The following is a 14,296-nucleotide window of genomic DNA, read 5'->3' on the forward strand; positions in this document are numbered from 1 at the left end:
CCGACGACCCGGGGAAGGCGCATGACCTCCAACGACACCCGAAATGCCCCGCCCCCCGCGCCGCCAGCCCGCCGGCATTCCACGGGCGTCGTCGTCGCCGTCGGGCTGGTGGGCTTGGTGCTGGGCGCGATCGCCGCCTTCGCGATCACCGGCCTGGTCTTCACGGTCCGGGTTCAGCTTCCCCCGCCGCCCTATCCGCCGCCCCTGGGGTCGAACGCGTCCGGCTGCGTCTATCCCGCTCCGCCGGTCTCGGGTACGGCGCCGGCGCCCACGCCGGGGGTCATCCCCGCCCCGCCCTTGCCGCCGCCGCTGCCGCGCTGAGTTTCGATCAGGTCGCCCACCTCGTCCGGGCTGTCGACCGCCGGCCCGGAGCCCAGCAACGGCTGCCCGGCGACCTCGGGCGCGAAGATCAGGGTGATCGCGCCGACCAGCCCGGCGAACATCAGCATGTACGCCGGCATCATCGCGTTGCCGGTGCCGGCGACCAGCGTCTCGGCGATCAACGGGGTGGTACCGCCGAAGGCCGAGACGGCGATATTGAACCCGATCGACACCGCGCCGTAGCGCACGTTCGTGGGAAACAGTGCGGGCAGGATCGCCGGCTCGAGGCTGCTCAGGAACAGCATGGGCAGGCCGACGAGCAGCACACCGCCGAACTTCACCGGGTACGACCCGCCCAGCTGCATCAAGGAAAACGCCGGTATGGAGACCGCCACCAGCAGCCCGCATCCCGTCCACATCAACGGTTTGACGCCGACGCGGTCGGACAGCATCGCGACCAGCAGGACACCGACCGTCAAGACCGCCAGCACGATCAGGACCATCACCAATGCCGGATTGTCGGGCACCCCCACGGTCTTCTTCAGGTAGGTCGGCACGTACCCGCTGACCATGTAGCTGGTGTCGCTGATCGCCAACTCCAGACCGATGCAGATCAACAGCGCCTTCCACTGCCGCACGACCGTCTGGCTGAATTGCTTCCGCGCGGACGTCTGCTGCTGGCGCGCGTGCATCTCCTCGTAATCGGGCGTCTCGTCGATCCGCGACCGCAGGTAGACCGCGATCAGCCCCAGCGGCGCCGCCAACAAGAAGGGAACGCGCCAGCCCCACGCCAGCATGTCGGCGGTCGGTAGCGCGGTCTGCAGCGTCGTCACCAGCGCGGCGCCCACCACGAAGCCGGCCAGCGTGCCCACCGGCAAAAAACCGGCAAGCGTGCCCCGCTTGTGGTCCGGGGCGTGCTCGGCGATGAACGTCATGGCGCCCGCGTACTCCCCGCCGGAGGACAGGCCCTGGCAAACGCGAATGACCGTGAGCAGGATCGGCGCCCAGATGCCGATGGTGTGGTAGACGGGCAGCACGCCGGTCGCGGTCGCGCAGACGGCCATCAGCGAGATCGTCACCACCAGCACGGGCTTGCGGCCGATGCGGTCCCCGAGCGGGCCGAAAATGATGCCGCCCAGCGGCCGCACCACAAACCCCGCCGTCATGGTGCCGAAGGTGGCGATCAGGTTGCCCGCGCCGGAGTTTTCCCCGGGATAGAACTTCTGCGCCAGGATCGTGGCGACGAGGCTGAACAGCGTGAAGTCGTAGGCCTCCATGAAGTTGCCGATCGCGGTGCCCTGGATCGAGCGATGCGTCACTCGCCTATCGACAACCTGAATGTCGTCCGGCGTCCACGTCGTGTCCCGACCTTGGTCCGCGTTTCGACTCATTGGTTAAGACGCTACCCAAAACGACCGAGATCCATGCGGTGCGCGGGGCCCCGCCGCGCGAGCGGGGTAAACATTTGTTTATAATTATAAACGTGCATTTACTACCCGACGATCGAACGGCCCGCGCGCGCATCCGCGACGAAGCGCTCCGGCTGTTCGCCCAGCGCGGACCCGACGCGGTCACGATGCGCGACATCGCGGGTGCGGCCGGCGTCTCCCCCGCGCTGCTCATCCGGCATTACGGCTCGAAAGAGGGTCTGGTCGAGGCCGTCGACGCCCACGTCGTCGCGACCTTCGAGGCGCTACTCGCGACGATGACCACCCAGACCGCCGCGGTGGGGCTCGAACCCACGGCCATGCCAAACCTGTTGGACGGCTTGGCCACCCACCTACCGCCGGACTCGGCGATCCCCACCTACCTGAGCCGGCTGCTGATCGGCGGCGGCCCCGCCGGTTCGGCCTTATTCGACCGGCTCTTCCGGCTCAGCCAGGCCACGCTCGAAACGATGGTTGCCGACGGAACCGCGAGCCCCGGCGAAGACCCGCAGGTCCGGGCCGCGTTTTTGCTGGTCAACGACCTGGCGGTGCTGACGCTGCGGCCCCGCCTGACGGAAGTGCTCGGCGTCGATCCGCTTTCGACGGCGGGGATGCGCCGCTGGGCCGGCGAGGTGTTCGCGATCTATCGCGACGGACTTATCGGTCGCTGATACGGGAGAAACAGATGAGGGAGGAAACGATGTCCAACACGTCACTGCTTGTGAGGACCGGCGCGCGCCTGCTGCGCTCCCGCCGGCTGATGCGCGCGCCGATCTGGATCTACAAGGCCCGCGCCGGCGCGCTGTTCGGTTCGCGCATCCTGATGCTCGAGCACATCGGCCGCAAGTCCGGCGCCCCGCGCTACGTCGTGTTGGAGGTCGTCGGTCACCCGACCGCGGACGTCTACGTCATCGCGTCCGGCTTCGGCCGGAAAGCCCAGTGGTTCCGCAACATTGAGGCCAACCCGCGGGTCCGCGTTTACATCGGCAGCCACGCGCCCCGGCGCGCCACCGCGCGCATCCTCGGCCAAGCGGAGGCCGACCGCGCGCTGGCCGCCTACCGTGGCCGGCACGCCCGCGCGTGGGATCAACTCAGCCCGGTGATCGAGGAGACGCTGGGCGCGCCGATCACCGACACGGACACGCCGCTGCCGATGGTCGAATTGCGTTTGGACAGTCGCGACTAGCCGCGATCCGGGCCCTTGACCGTCATCGCGGCGAAGGTGGCCAGAAACGCCGCCGCCGGAAGGGTGTTGACCGCCTTGTCGTGCGCCCGGATGTGCGCGCCGACGGCCAGGACGAAGTACAGCGTCAGCATCGCCGTCGTCAGCCGCGCCAGGGCCGGGAAGCGGGTGACCGACAGCAGCCCGATAGCGGCGGCCGCCTTCACCACCGGCAGCACGGGACGGATTTCGTCGGGCACCCCTACGTCGTCCAGAACCTTCTTGATCGGGGCCACCTGGACTCCGCATGCCACCGCGTCGACGGCGTGGAAGGCGGCAAGTCCCACATAGGTTTTCGGTGAAGTCAGCGCGCTCATCCGACCAGCCTATGGGGTCAGCTCGGGCGGCGCTCCCGGCTGGCCGTCCACCGGCTGGCGGGCGATCGCCTCGGCCTTGGCCACCGCCTGCGCGATGGCCGGGTCGGTCTCGGTGGAGAACCAGTCCGCGACGTCGGCGTCGTCGTCGGCGCTGTGCTTGGGGGCGTCTTCGACCGGGGACGGCTGGAACCGGAACACGCCGTCCTCGCCCGGGGCGCCGAGCAGCTTGGTGAAGCCCTGCAGCGCCGCGCTGAAATCGCTGGGCACCACCCACACCTTGTTGGCGTCGCCGCGGGCCATCTCCGGCAGCGTCTGCAGGTACTGGTAGGCCAGCATCTCCGGGGTGGGCCGGCCGGCCTTGATCGCGGCGAACGTCTTCTCGATGGCCTTGGCCTGGCCCTGCGCCTGCAGGTAGGCCGCGGCGCGCTCACCCTGAGCGCGCAGCATCCGGGACTGCCGGTCGGCCTCGGCGGCCAGGATCGCGGCCTGCTTGGCGCCCTCGGCGGCCAGGATCTGTGCCTGCTTGTTGCCCTCGGCCTCCTTGATCGCCGCCTCGCGCATGCCCTCGGCGGTCAGGATCATGGCCCGCTTCTCGCGGTCGGCCTTCATCTGCTTTTCCATCGAGGCCTGGATCGACGGCGGCGGGTCGATGCTGCGCAGCTCGACCCGGGCGACCCGCAGGCCCCAGCGGTTGGTCGCCTCGTCGAGCACGCCGCGCAGCTGGCCGTTGATCTGGTCGCGGGAGGTCAGCGTCTGCTCGAGGGTCATCCCGCCGACCACGTTGCGCAGCGTGGTCGTGGTGAGCTGCTCGACGCCGACGATGTAGTTGCTGATCTCGTACACGGCGGCCTGCGGGACGGTGACCTGGAAGTAGACCACGGTGTCGATGTTGAGGGTCAGGTTGTCCTCGGTGATCACCGGCTGCGGCGGGAACGACACCACCCGCTCGCGCAGATCCACCCGGGCGCGCACGCGGTCGATGAACGGCACCAGCAACGTCAGCTGCCCGCTGACCGTGCGGCTATACCGACCCAGGCGTTCGATCACCGCGGCCTCGGCCTGCGGGATCAGCGCGACGGACTTTGCCACCACGATGATCCCGAAGGCCACGATGGCAAGCGCCACCACCAGCAGAGCAATTCCAGCCATCGCGCTTCCTCCTGTTTCTCCAGAGGGTTTACATGCCCTTGAACACCACCGCGGTGGCGCCGTTGATCTGCATGACGGTCACTCGTTCGCCGGGTTCGTACACATCGTTGTCGTTGAGTGGCCGCGCGGTCCATACCTGGCCGTCCAGCTTCACCTGGCCCTCGTCGCGCGCGACGCGGCCAAGGACCAGCGCGCTCTTGCCCTCCAGCGCCTTGATGCCGGTCGGCAGCCCCTTCGCCGGCGTGAGCCGCCGCCGCAGCGCCGGCCGCACCAGCACCAGGAGCAGCACCGAAACGACCGCGAATACCGCCGCGTTGGCCCACACCGGCCAGTCCAGCAACCACGTCGTGCCCGTGGCGGCGAGCGCGCCACCGGAAAGCATCAACAGGGACATGTCACCCGTCAGCGCCTCCGCACCGGCGAGCACCAGCGCGAATATGAGCCAGATCACCGCGGCGGGCATGCGGCCAGAATACGCGTAATCCGCCTTTGCCGGATCAAACAACTACACTCCGAGATCATGTGGTGTCCCAGTGTCTCGCTCTCCCTGTGGGCCAACGCCTGGCTCGCGGGCAAGGCGGCGCCCGACGACGTCTTGGACGCGTTATCCGTCTGGGCGCCAAAGCAATCGGTCACCGCGTACGATGCGGTCGCCGCGGGACACACCGGTCTGCCGTGGCCGGATGTCCACGACGCCGGGACCGTCACGCTGTTGCAAACACTGCGCGCGGCCGTGGGCCGGCCGGCGGTGTCGGTTGCCCCGGGACGTTTGCGGGGAACGGTCAACATGGTGCTGCCGGTGCCCGGGGACGTGCGGGGCCTGGCGCCGGGAACGCAGTTCGAATCCGACGCCCTGGCCGCCGGCGAGGCGGTCATCGTCACCAACCCCGACGATCCCGGCACCGCCGTCGGGCTGGTCCCGGAGTTCAGCTACGGCGACCTCGACGAGGCCGACGACGACACGGAATCACCGGAATTGTGCGGGCTGTCTTGGACGGTGTACTCCCTGCCCGGCGCGCCCGTGCTCGACCATTACGAGCTCGGCGACGCCGAGTACGCGCTGCGGTCGGCGGTGCGATCGGCGGCCGACGCGCTCGGCGCCATCGGGCTGGGAGCCGCCGCGTCCGACGTGGACGACCCGCGGGGGCTCGTCGAGCAGCTGCTGGAATCGGCACGGCAACACCGCATTCCCGACCACGCGCCCTCTCGCGCCCTGCGCGTGCTGGAGAATGCCGCGCACGTCGACGCGATCATCGCGGTGGGTTCCGGGCTCAGCCGGGTGTCCGACCCCCCGACGGGCCGGATGGTCGCCGGCATTGGCACGCAATCGTCGTCGCAGGCCCGAATCGCGACCGATGCGCTGCGCCCGCTGACCACGGTGGTGCGGTCGGCGCGGATGGCCGCGGTCACCGCGATCCTGCATTCGGCCTGGGCCGACTAGTCAGTCTCCGCGTTGGCCTTTCGCCGTGAATCCTGGGCTTTGCGTGTGCGTCGAGGGCGCGAAAGACGCCCGGATCCGGCCACCCGCTCACACGCAAAGCCAAGAATTCACACTCAACCCTGCATTCGGCCGGACCGCCTAACCGCATTCCGGCGCAACGCAGTGCGGCGGGCGGCACGGCGCGCCGTTGACGCTGGCGAGGCAGCCCGGCACCGGATCGGCTCCACTCACCCGATCAGGCGCCCGGCCGTGGCGAAGTTCGTCGACCAGATCCACTGCCAGCCGGGCGAATCGACGATCGGCGTTAGGCGTGGCCGCCCGGGCGAAGGCCACCCCGGCCGCCTCGGCCTGCAGGCGCAACTCCTGATCCAGATCCCATACCACCTCGATGTGGTCGGCGACGAACCCGACGGGGCACACGATCACGGCCGGGGTGCCCGCATCCGCGAGCGCCTTGAGGTGGTCGGCGACATCGGGCCCCAGCCACGGAACTTGCGGCGGCCCCGACCGTGACTGCCAGGCCAGGTCGTAGTCGGCGTAACCCGCGGCGGCGGCCACCAGCCTTGTGGCATAGGCGACTTGGCGACTGTACAGCCGGGGACCGCAACGCTGGTCGGCCGCCACCGGAACCGAGTGCGCGGTGAACACCAGCCGCGCGTCGGCGGGCTGGGTGCCGGCCGCCGCCGCGATGGCCCCGGCGAACATCTCGACGAACAGCGGGTGGTCGAAATACGGCCGCAGCTTGACCAATTCGGGGGCGCCCGGTCCGGCCGCCCGGCGGGCCCGGGCGATGTCCTCGACGTATTGGGTGCAGCTGGAGTACCCGCTCCAGGCTGACGTGGTGAACACCGCGGCCCGGCGAACACCGTTGTCGCGCATCGTCGCAACGGTGTCCTCGACGTACGGCTCCCAGTTGCGGTTGCCGAAGTAGACGGGCACGTCGAGTTCTTTTCGCAGCTCGGCCATGAGCGCCCGGTTGATCCCGTTGATCGGCGACACCCCGCCGAAATGCAGGTAGTGCTCGGCGACTTCGTCGAGCCGCTCGGGCGGCACGTTGCGGCCCCGGGTGACATTCTCCAGGAAGGGCCGCACCTGCTCGGGCCCTTCCGGCCCGCCGAAAGACAGCAGCAGGACCGCGTCGAATTCCATCAGGGGCTCAGAGCAATTCCGCTTTTAGAGCAACTGCGTGCTGGCGCCGCCGTCGGCGTAGATGATGGTACCCGTTGTGGCCGGCAGCCACTCCGAGAGCAGCGCGCACACGGTCTTGGCGACCGGCGTGGGATCCTTCATGTTCCAGCCGATCGGTGCGCGCTGGTCCCAGCCCTCCTCGAGCAGCTGCATCTGGGCGCCGGCCTCCTCACCGAGGGCGCCGCCGACGATCGCGCTCATCGCCAGCGTCCGAATGGGGCCTGCGGCAACCAGATTGGAGCGCACACCGTACGGTCCGGCTTCGCGCGCCACGAACCGGTTGACCGATTCCAGCGCGCTCTTGGCCACCGTCATCCAGTTGTAGGCCGGCATCGCGCGCGACGGGTCGAAGTCCATGCCGACGATGGAGCCACCGGGGTTCATGATCGGCAGCAGCGCCTTGGCCAGCGAGGCGTACGAAAAGGCAGAAATGTGAATGCCTTTCGACACATCCTCATACGGGGCGTCGAAGAACGGGTTGATGCCCATCCCGGTCTGCGGCATGAAGCCGATCGAGTGCACCACGCCGTCCAGCTTGTTGCCCTCGCCGATCTCGGCCGTCACCCGGTCGGCCAGGGTGGCCAGGTGCTCCTCGTTCTGCACGTCGAGTTCGATCAGCGGCGCCTTCTCCGGGAGCCGGTCGGCGATCCGCTGGATCAGGCGCAACCGGTCGAATCCGGTCAGCACCAACTGCGCCCCCGCCTCCTGGGCCACCTTGGCGATGTGAAACGCGATCGACGAGTCGGTGATGATCCCGGAGACCAGAATCCGTTTGCCTTCGAGCAGTCCTGCCATTTCCGTCCTTCGTCTCTCAGTGGCCCATGCCCATGCCGCCGTCGACCGGGATCACCGCGCCGGCGATGTAGCTCGCGTCCTCGGACGCAAGAAAGCTGACCACCCCGGCGACCTCGGCGGCGGTGCCGACCCGCTTCGCCGGGATGAACTCCAGCGCCCCCGCCTGAATCCGCTCGTCGAGCGCGCGGGTCATCTCGGTGTCGATGTAGCCCGGGGCGACCACGTTCGCGGTCACCCCCGCCTTCGACAGTTCCCGGGAGATCGAGCGGGCCATGCCGATCAGGCCGGCCTTGGCGGCAGCGTAGTTGGACTGGTTGCCGATGCCCCAGCTGCCGGAGACCGAGCCGATGTAGATGATCCGGCCGAACCGCCTTTTCTGCATGCTGCGCGCTGCGCGCTGGGTCACCCGGAACGCCCCGGTGAGGTTGGCGTCGATGACCTTCTCGAAGCGCTCCTCGGTCATCCGGATGAGGAACGCGTCCGCGGAGATGCCCGCGTTGGACACCAGCACCTCGACCGGCCCCTGGTGCTCCTCGACCTCTTTGAAGGCGCGATCGACGGCGTCGTTGTCGGTGACGTCGCACTCGACGCCGAACAGCCCGTCGGGCGCCCCGGATCCGCGGTGCGTGATTGCCACCTTGTGGCCATCGGCGGCGAGCCGCTGTGCGATCGCCAGACCGATCCCCCGGTTACCGCCCGTCACCAGGACCGAGCGGGATACGAATGCGGGTCTGCCGTAGTCGGCAGCACTTTCGGCGTTCTCGGTGGCTGTGTCAGTCACCCCGCCAACCTATCGCCTCACCGCGGCGGGCCCGAAATCTGCCCCCTGTCGTGCCGCGAGCGTAACTCTGGCGTGACACTCGACGCCCACCGTCACGCTGGCGTGACACTCGCGAGCCAAAGCTACGTCGGAAGCCGCCGGTTGATCAGCAACGCGGCCAGCGCCGCCAGCGCCAGCACCAGCGCACCCAGCCGCAGCCAGCCCGCGCTGGCGTCGCCCTTGATGGTCTCGTAACCGATCTGCTGCTGCAGCGACGCGTAGACGGCCTTCAACTCGGCCAGGCTCGCGGCGTTGTACCAGTTCCCGCCGGAGAGGTCGGCGACCTTCCTCATGGTGGAGTCGTCGACCGGAACGGGCTGGCGCTGGTCGTTGATCTCGACGAACCCATAGGGCGTGCCGAACGAGATCGTCGAGATCGGCACGCCCTGGTCCTTGGCGGTGCGCGCGGCGGTGAAGGCGCCCTTGGGGTTGTCCGGGTTGGTCGGCATCGTCTCCTTGCCGTCCGAGAACAACACGATCCGAGCGGGGGGCGGTGTGTCGCCGCCCCCGATCACCGCGCCGACGGTCGCGATGGCCTGCAGCGCGGTGAAGATGCCCTCCCCGGTGGCCGTGCGGTCGGCGAACTGGAGCTTGTCCAGCGCGGCCTTGGTCGCGTCCCGGTTGGTCGTCGGCGACACCAGCACGGTCGCGGTGCCGGCGTACTCGATGAGGCCCAGGTTGATTCCCGGCGTCAGCTCGTCGGCGAACTGCTTGGCCGCCTCCTGCGCGGCCGCCATCCGATTGGGCGGGACGTCGGTGGCGCGCATCGACTGGGACACGTCGATCACCAGCATGACCACCGCGCGATTGCGGGGAATCCGCACGTCGTTGGTCGGACCCGCCATCGCGATGGTGAACAGCACCAGCGACGCCACCAGCAGGATCGCCGGCACGTGCCGCCAACGCGACGGCCGCTGCGGCGCAACGCTTTCCAGCAGCTCCATGTTGGCGAACCGCAGCATCCGCCGCTGCCGCGCCAGCTGCAGCACGATGTACAGCGCGGCCAGCCCGACAACGACAAAGAGGAAAAGGAAGAACCACGAGTGCGCGAAGCCCGACAACGACATCGGGCCCAGCAGGGGCAATGTCACTGCCGTCCCGCCAGTGCCCCGCGCCGGCGGGACTCGACGAAGCGGACGATGTCGGCGATCCAGTCCCGGTCGGTGCGCAGCGTCAGCACCGGGGCCCCGCAGCTCCGGATGGTGCGGGACACCTCCGCACGATGCGCCGCGGCCGCCTTGGCGAAGTCGTCGCGCAGCTGGGCGTCGATGGTGAATTCCCGGGTGACGCCGGTCTCGGCGTCCTGCAACACGACGTCGCCGATGTCGGGCAGTTCGACATCACGGGGGTCGAGCACCTCGATGGCCAGCACCTCGTGGCGGGCGGCGATCGCCCGCAGCGGGCGCATCCAGTTGATCGGGCCGAGGAAGTCGCTGATGATGACGGCCATGCCGCGGCGGCGTTCCGGCCGGCGCAGCGCGTCGATGGCAATTGCCAAATCCCCGCGCACGCCGACCGGCGCCTTGGGGGTGGTCGCGATGGTGCGCAGCAGCGTCTGCTCGTGCTGGCGCCCCGAGCGGGCCGGCACGCGGGTGATAGTCGCGCCGGTGGCGATGATCGCGCCGAGTCGGTTGCCGCCGCCGCTGTTGAGATACGTGATCGCCGCGGCCGCCGCCACGGCCAGGTCGCGCTTCTCGCACACCGTGGTACCGAAGTCCAGGCTGGCCGACATGTCGACCACCATCCACGTCTCCAGCTCGCGGTCGGCGATCATCTGCCGGACGTGCGGGTGCATGGTGCGCGCGGTGACGGCCCAGTCCATCCGCCGCACGTCGTCGCCGGGCTGATACTCGCGCGACTCCCCCGGCTCCGAGCCCGGCCCCGGGATCAGGCCGAGGTGGTCGCCGTGCAGGACACCGTCGAGCTTGCGTTTGACCGTGAGCTCGAGCTGCCGCAGCGCCGCCGACAGCTTCGGGTCGTCGATCTGCCCACGCTCAAACGATGGCGGATGACGCACCGCAGGCTTCTGGGGATCGGTCACCGACCGCTGGCCGCCACGGTCTGCATCACCGGGGGAACCGAATGACCTTGCTGCGGAACGGCGTTCACTTGCGGCAGGGCCACCGTCTGCAGGATCCGGTTGATGACGATCTCCGGCGAGATTTCGTCGGCGAGCGCGTCGTAGGTGAGGATCAACCGGTGCCGCAGCACGTCGGGGATGACTTCGACGACGTCCTGCGGGATGACGTAGTCGCGGCCGCGCACCAGCGCCAGCGAGCGGGCGCCGGCGATGATGCCCAGCGAGGCGCGCGGGGACGCGCCGAACGAGACCCAGGTCTTGACGTCGTTCATGCCAAGCTGCTCGGGGTTACGGGTGGCGGTGACGACGCGCACCACGTAGTCGACCAGCGCGTGGTGGACGAAGACGTTGGACGCGATCTCCTGCAGCCGCAGCAGGTCCTCGGTGTTCAGGATCTGCTTGGGCACCGGCGGCCTGACGCCCATCCGGTAGATGATCTCCCGCTCCTCCTCCGGCGTCGGGTAGCCGACGTTGATCTTGAACAGGAAGCGGTCCCGCTGGGCCTCGGGCAGCGGGTAGACGCCCTCGTGCTCGATCGGGTTCTGCGTCGCCATCACCAGGAACGGATTGGGCAGCGGAAAGGTCTTTCCGCCGATCGAGACGTGGCGCTCCTGCATGACCTCCAGCAGCGCCGACTGGACCTTGGCCGGCGCGCGGTTGATCTCGTCGGCGAGCAGGAAGTTGACCACCACCGGGCCGAGTTCGGTGTCGAACTCCTCCTTGCCCTGGCGGTAGATGCGGGTACCGATGATGTCGGTGGGCACCAGGTCGGGCGTGAACTGGATGCGCGCGAAGGTCCCGCCGACCACCCGCGCAAAGGTCTCGACGGCCAGCGTCTTCGCCACGCCGGGAACGCCCTCGAGCAGCACGTGGCCCTTGGACAGCAGGCCCACCAGCATCCGCTCGACGAGCTGGTCCTGGCCGACGATGATCCGCTTGACCTCGAAGATGGCCCGCTCCAGCGTGTGGACCTCGGCGGCCAGGCCATTGCCGCCGCCGGGGGGCGCTTCGTGGGCGGGCGGGCCGGATGGCCCGCCGGGGCCCGGGTAACTGCTGGCGCCCGGGGGCGGCCCACCTGCTGATGTCATCAAGAACCCTCCACGCTCAATCGGACACGACTGCCGGGCAGCGACGTGCCCTCGTCCAACTATTCCAGGCCTGCCGGTTTCCGTCGACGGCGCGGTTCGCTGGCCCGCGATCAGTACTCGATGATCCTAGTCAGGAACGGCGTCATACCCGGCTTGCGCACCGGGCTGACCGTCACCTTGCCAGCCAGTGACGACGCCTCCAGCATCTGACCGTTGCCGAGATACATGGTGACGTGCTGGCCACCGTTCGGTCCGTAGAAGATGAGGTCGCCGCGCCTGGCCTCGTTGGGCGGGATGTGGCGGCCGGCGTTGTACTGGTCACCCGAAAACCGCGGGATCAGCACGCCGACCCCGGCGAACATGTACCGCATCAGGCCCGAGCAGTCGAACCCGTTGATGCCGGCGCCGTCTCCGACGCCCTTGCTGGGCCCGTCCAGCGAGCCCCCGCCCCACGAATAGGGGACGCCCATCTGCGACCCGCCCCGCTTGATCACGTACTCGATCGCCTGCCGGCCGTAGACCCGCGGGATCTTGCCGCCGGGGTTGGTGGGGGTCGCCGCGGCGGGGGCGGGATCGCCAGCGAGATTGATCCCGAGCCCGCCGAGGAACTGCTTACCCAGGTTCAGCGTGGTCTGGGTGGCCTGGGCGGTGGCCTGCAGCGAGGCGTTGGCGACCGCGAGCGGATCCCCCGGGGCGCCGGCGCTGATCTGGGCCGGCAGCGTCGGATCCCACGGCCCGGGATCGGCGGTGGCCGGACTGGCCACAGACAACATCAGCCCGGTCACCAACGCGGTGATCCAGGCCAGGTTGACCAGATGAAACCGTTTGCGGCGCATAGCTCCTCGTTCAGTATTCGATGTAGCGGACCACATACGGCGTCATCCCACTGGTGCGCACGGGAGCGACGCGGACCTTCAAACCGATGTCGGGGGCTTCGAGCATCTGGCCGCCGCCGAGGTAGATCGTCACGTGCTGGCTGCCGCCCGGGCCGTAGAAGATGACGTCGCCACGGCGCATCTGAGACGACGGAATCTTGCGGCCCAGGTTGTACTGCGAACCCGAGTAGTGCGGCAGCTTGATGCCCACGCCGGCGAACGAGTACAGGACCAGGCCCGAGCAGTCGAAACCGGTGATCCCGGCGCCCGAGTCGATCCCCTTGCTCGGCCCGGCCGCGTTGCCGCCGCCCCAGGAATAGGGGACGCCGATCTGCGACAAGCCCCGGCGGATCACATACTCGCTGGCCTGCCGCCCGTACACGCGCGGGATCCGCGCGGCCGTCGCGCCCGGGCTCGCGTTGGTGATCCCCGTGTCGTCTGGCCGCAGGATGCCCAGCTGCTGCAGGAAACTCTTGCCCATGCTGGCGGTGACCTGCGTCGAGGTGGCCGAGATGCCCAGCACCTGGTTGATCACGGCGATCGGGTCACCGGGGACGTTGGCGCTGGGGACCATCGGCAACGTCGGGTCCCACACGCCGTCCCACTGGCGGCCCGCGGGGCGCGGTGCACCGGCCGGGGCCCCCGGATCCCACCGGTCGCCCGATGCCGGGGCGGCGTCGCCGCCCTTGCCCGCCGACCATTGCAGCTTGGCCGCCTCGAGTTTGGCCTGCGCCTCGTCGCGCTCAGCGGCCAGTCGGGAGGCCTGCTCGCGTTGTTCGCCGAACTTCCGCTTGGAGTTGGTAAGCGCCGCCACCGCGGCATCCTGGCTGGCCTTGGCGTCGGCGGCAGCCTTGTCGGCCTTCTGCTTGGCCAGCCGCGCGGCCGATTCCTTGTTCACCTGTTCGGTCCGGGCCCGCTGCAATTTGTCCATCACCGCCTGGGAACTGGCGGTCAGGGTTCGGGCGGCCGATTCGGTGGCGATGATGTCCTCGGGGCTGGTCGCCATCAGGTAGCTGCCCGACGGGCCGTTCATATAGGTGGCCGCCGCGAAGGTGTTGAACCGGTGCTGTGCGGCCGCGATCGCGGTGTTCGCCTCGGCGACCGCCTGCCGGCTCGCCTCGAGGTCGTGCTGTGCCGCGGCCGCGTTGTCGCGCGCGGTCTCGACGTCGACCAGGGCCTTATTGACGCTTTCCTGCTCGGTCTGGATCTCGGCCGTGAGGTCTTCCAAACGCTGGTTGGCCCTGGCCACGTTGGCGATCAGGGCGGCCAGGCTGTCGGCGGCGGGATCGGCGTCCGCCAGACCCGGAGTGCACACCAGCATCGCCACGCTCAGCACCGAAGGAATGACCGGCCGGACCAGCCTGCCGGCCGGTCGCGCCGAGAAGCCCCACCGGGTACGTCTCATACGGCTCAGGTCTCCTACGGCTCAACGCGGACGGGCGGCGCCAGGCACGTGAATCTCGAAAGCGCCAGGAACAACAGGGGCATCAGTTGCACCGTACGTCACACGAGACGCGCTGGAAACGCTCGTCACAAACTGCACTCTGGACGTGCGTTTAATGTGACCGAACGG

At 69.1% G+C, this 14,296-nt stretch carries 16 protein-coding genes; 4 read left to right on the forward strand and 12 right to left on the reverse strand.

Features of this window, described 5'->3' with window-relative positions; translation table 11 throughout:
- The first annotated feature begins 21 nt into the window (after positions 1 to 21).
- Positions 22 to 321: a hypothetical protein gene (locus A5673_RS28395; protein WP_082958713.1), complete on the forward strand. Its 300-nt coding sequence runs from the start codon at positions 22 to 24 to the stop codon at positions 319 to 321.
- Here A5673_RS28395 and A5673_RS13290 read toward each other — a convergent pair.
- Positions 231 to 1,640, reverse strand: a complete 1,410-nt coding sequence (locus tag A5673_RS13290) for an MFS transporter (RefSeq protein WP_068232625.1) — start codon at positions 1,638 to 1,640, stop codon at positions 231 to 233. The two genes, A5673_RS28395 and A5673_RS13290, sit on opposite strands and share 91 nt — an antisense overlap.
- A gap of 164 nt (positions 1,641 to 1,804) precedes the next feature.
- On the opposite strand from A5673_RS13290, the gene A5673_RS13295 reads away from it, so the two are divergent.
- Entirely contained in the window at positions 1,805 to 2,419 is a 615-nt protein-coding gene (locus A5673_RS13295; RefSeq protein WP_068232628.1) for a TetR/AcrR family transcriptional regulator, read from the forward strand.
- 29 nt (positions 2,420 to 2,448) lie between these two features.
- Complete coding sequence (locus tag A5673_RS13300) at positions 2,449 to 2,934, forward strand: nitroreductase family deazaflavin-dependent oxidoreductase (protein WP_068232816.1); 486 nt, start codon at positions 2,449 to 2,451, stop codon at positions 2,932 to 2,934.
- Here the strand turns inward: A5673_RS13300 and A5673_RS13305 are convergent.
- From A5673_RS13305 to A5673_RS13315, 3 genes are read right to left on the reverse strand one after another with little or no spacing between them, the layout of a single operon-like run.
- Positions 2,931 to 3,287, reverse strand: coding sequence for a DoxX family protein (locus A5673_RS13305; protein ID WP_068232631.1), 357 nt, complete (start codon positions 3,285 to 3,287; stop codon positions 2,931 to 2,933). The genes A5673_RS13300 and A5673_RS13305 overlap by 4 nt on opposite strands.
- A gap of 9 nt (positions 3,288 to 3,296) precedes the next feature.
- Complete coding sequence (locus tag A5673_RS13310) at positions 3,297 to 4,436, reverse strand: SPFH domain-containing protein (RefSeq protein ID WP_068232633.1); 1,140 nt, start codon at positions 4,434 to 4,436, stop codon at positions 3,297 to 3,299.
- A 28-nt stretch (positions 4,437 to 4,464) separates the two neighbouring features.
- A complete protein-coding gene (locus A5673_RS13315) occupies positions 4,465 to 4,899 on the reverse strand; it encodes an NfeD family protein (RefSeq protein WP_068232635.1) in 435 nt (144 codons plus the stop codon).
- Positions 4,900 to 4,956: 57 nt separating this feature from the next.
- Here A5673_RS13315 and A5673_RS13320 point away from each other — a divergent pair, with 57 nt between their 5' ends.
- On the forward strand, positions 4,957 to 5,877 hold the full coding sequence (locus A5673_RS13320; protein WP_068232638.1) for a hypothetical protein: 921 nt from the start codon (positions 4,957 to 4,959) through the stop codon (positions 5,875 to 5,877).
- A gap of 138 nt (positions 5,878 to 6,015) precedes the next feature.
- Here the strand turns inward: A5673_RS13320 and A5673_RS13325 are convergent, their stop codons facing one another.
- The 8 genes from A5673_RS13325 to ripA all read right to left on the reverse strand — a co-directional run bounded on the left by A5673_RS13325 (position 6,016) and on the right by ripA (position 14,128).
- Positions 6,016 to 7,026: a ferrochelatase gene (locus A5673_RS13325; RefSeq protein WP_068232642.1), complete on the reverse strand. Its 1,011-nt coding sequence runs from the start codon at positions 7,024 to 7,026 to the stop codon at positions 6,016 to 6,018.
- Between the two features lie 24 nt (positions 7,027 to 7,050).
- A complete protein-coding gene (inhA, locus tag A5673_RS13330) occupies positions 7,051 to 7,860 on the reverse strand; it encodes an NADH-dependent enoyl-ACP reductase InhA (protein WP_068232648.1) in 810 nt (269 codons plus the stop codon).
- Between the two features lie 16 nt (positions 7,861 to 7,876).
- Entirely contained in the window at positions 7,877 to 8,641 is a 765-nt protein-coding gene (gene fabG1 / locus A5673_RS13335) for a 3-oxoacyl-ACP reductase FabG1 (RefSeq protein ID WP_068232651.1), read from the reverse strand.
- 122 nt (positions 8,642 to 8,763) lie between these two features.
- Positions 8,764 to 9,771 carry a VWA domain-containing protein gene (locus tag A5673_RS13340; protein WP_068232652.1) on the reverse strand — a complete coding sequence of 336 codons (1,008 nt, stop codon included), beginning with the start codon at positions 9,769 to 9,771 and terminating at the stop codon, positions 8,764 to 8,766.
- Entirely contained in the window at positions 9,768 to 10,721 is a 954-nt protein-coding gene (locus A5673_RS13345; RefSeq protein WP_068232655.1) for a DUF58 domain-containing protein, read from the reverse strand. The genes A5673_RS13340 and A5673_RS13345 overlap by 4 nt, the downstream gene beginning before the upstream one ends.
- On the reverse strand, positions 10,718 to 11,848 hold the full coding sequence (locus A5673_RS13350) for a MoxR family ATPase (protein ID WP_068232657.1): 1,131 nt from the start codon (positions 11,846 to 11,848) through the stop codon (positions 10,718 to 10,720). Before A5673_RS13350 ends, A5673_RS13345 begins: the two co-directional genes overlap by 4 nt.
- A gap of 110 nt (positions 11,849 to 11,958) precedes the next feature.
- Positions 11,959 to 12,684, reverse strand: a complete 726-nt coding sequence (gene ripB, locus A5673_RS13355; RefSeq protein ID WP_068232659.1) for an NlpC/P60 family peptidoglycan endopeptidase RipB — start codon at positions 12,682 to 12,684, stop codon at positions 11,959 to 11,961.
- A gap of 10 nt (positions 12,685 to 12,694) precedes the next feature.
- Complete coding sequence (gene ripA, locus A5673_RS13360; protein WP_068232662.1) at positions 12,695 to 14,128, reverse strand: NlpC/P60 family peptidoglycan endopeptidase RipA; 1,434 nt, start codon at positions 14,126 to 14,128, stop codon at positions 12,695 to 12,697.
- Positions 14,129 to 14,296: the final 168 nt, after the last annotated feature.

The organism is Mycobacterium sp. E3198, assembly GCF_001667015.1.
Lineage (GTDB): Bacteria > Actinomycetota > Actinomycetes > Mycobacteriales > Mycobacteriaceae > Mycobacterium.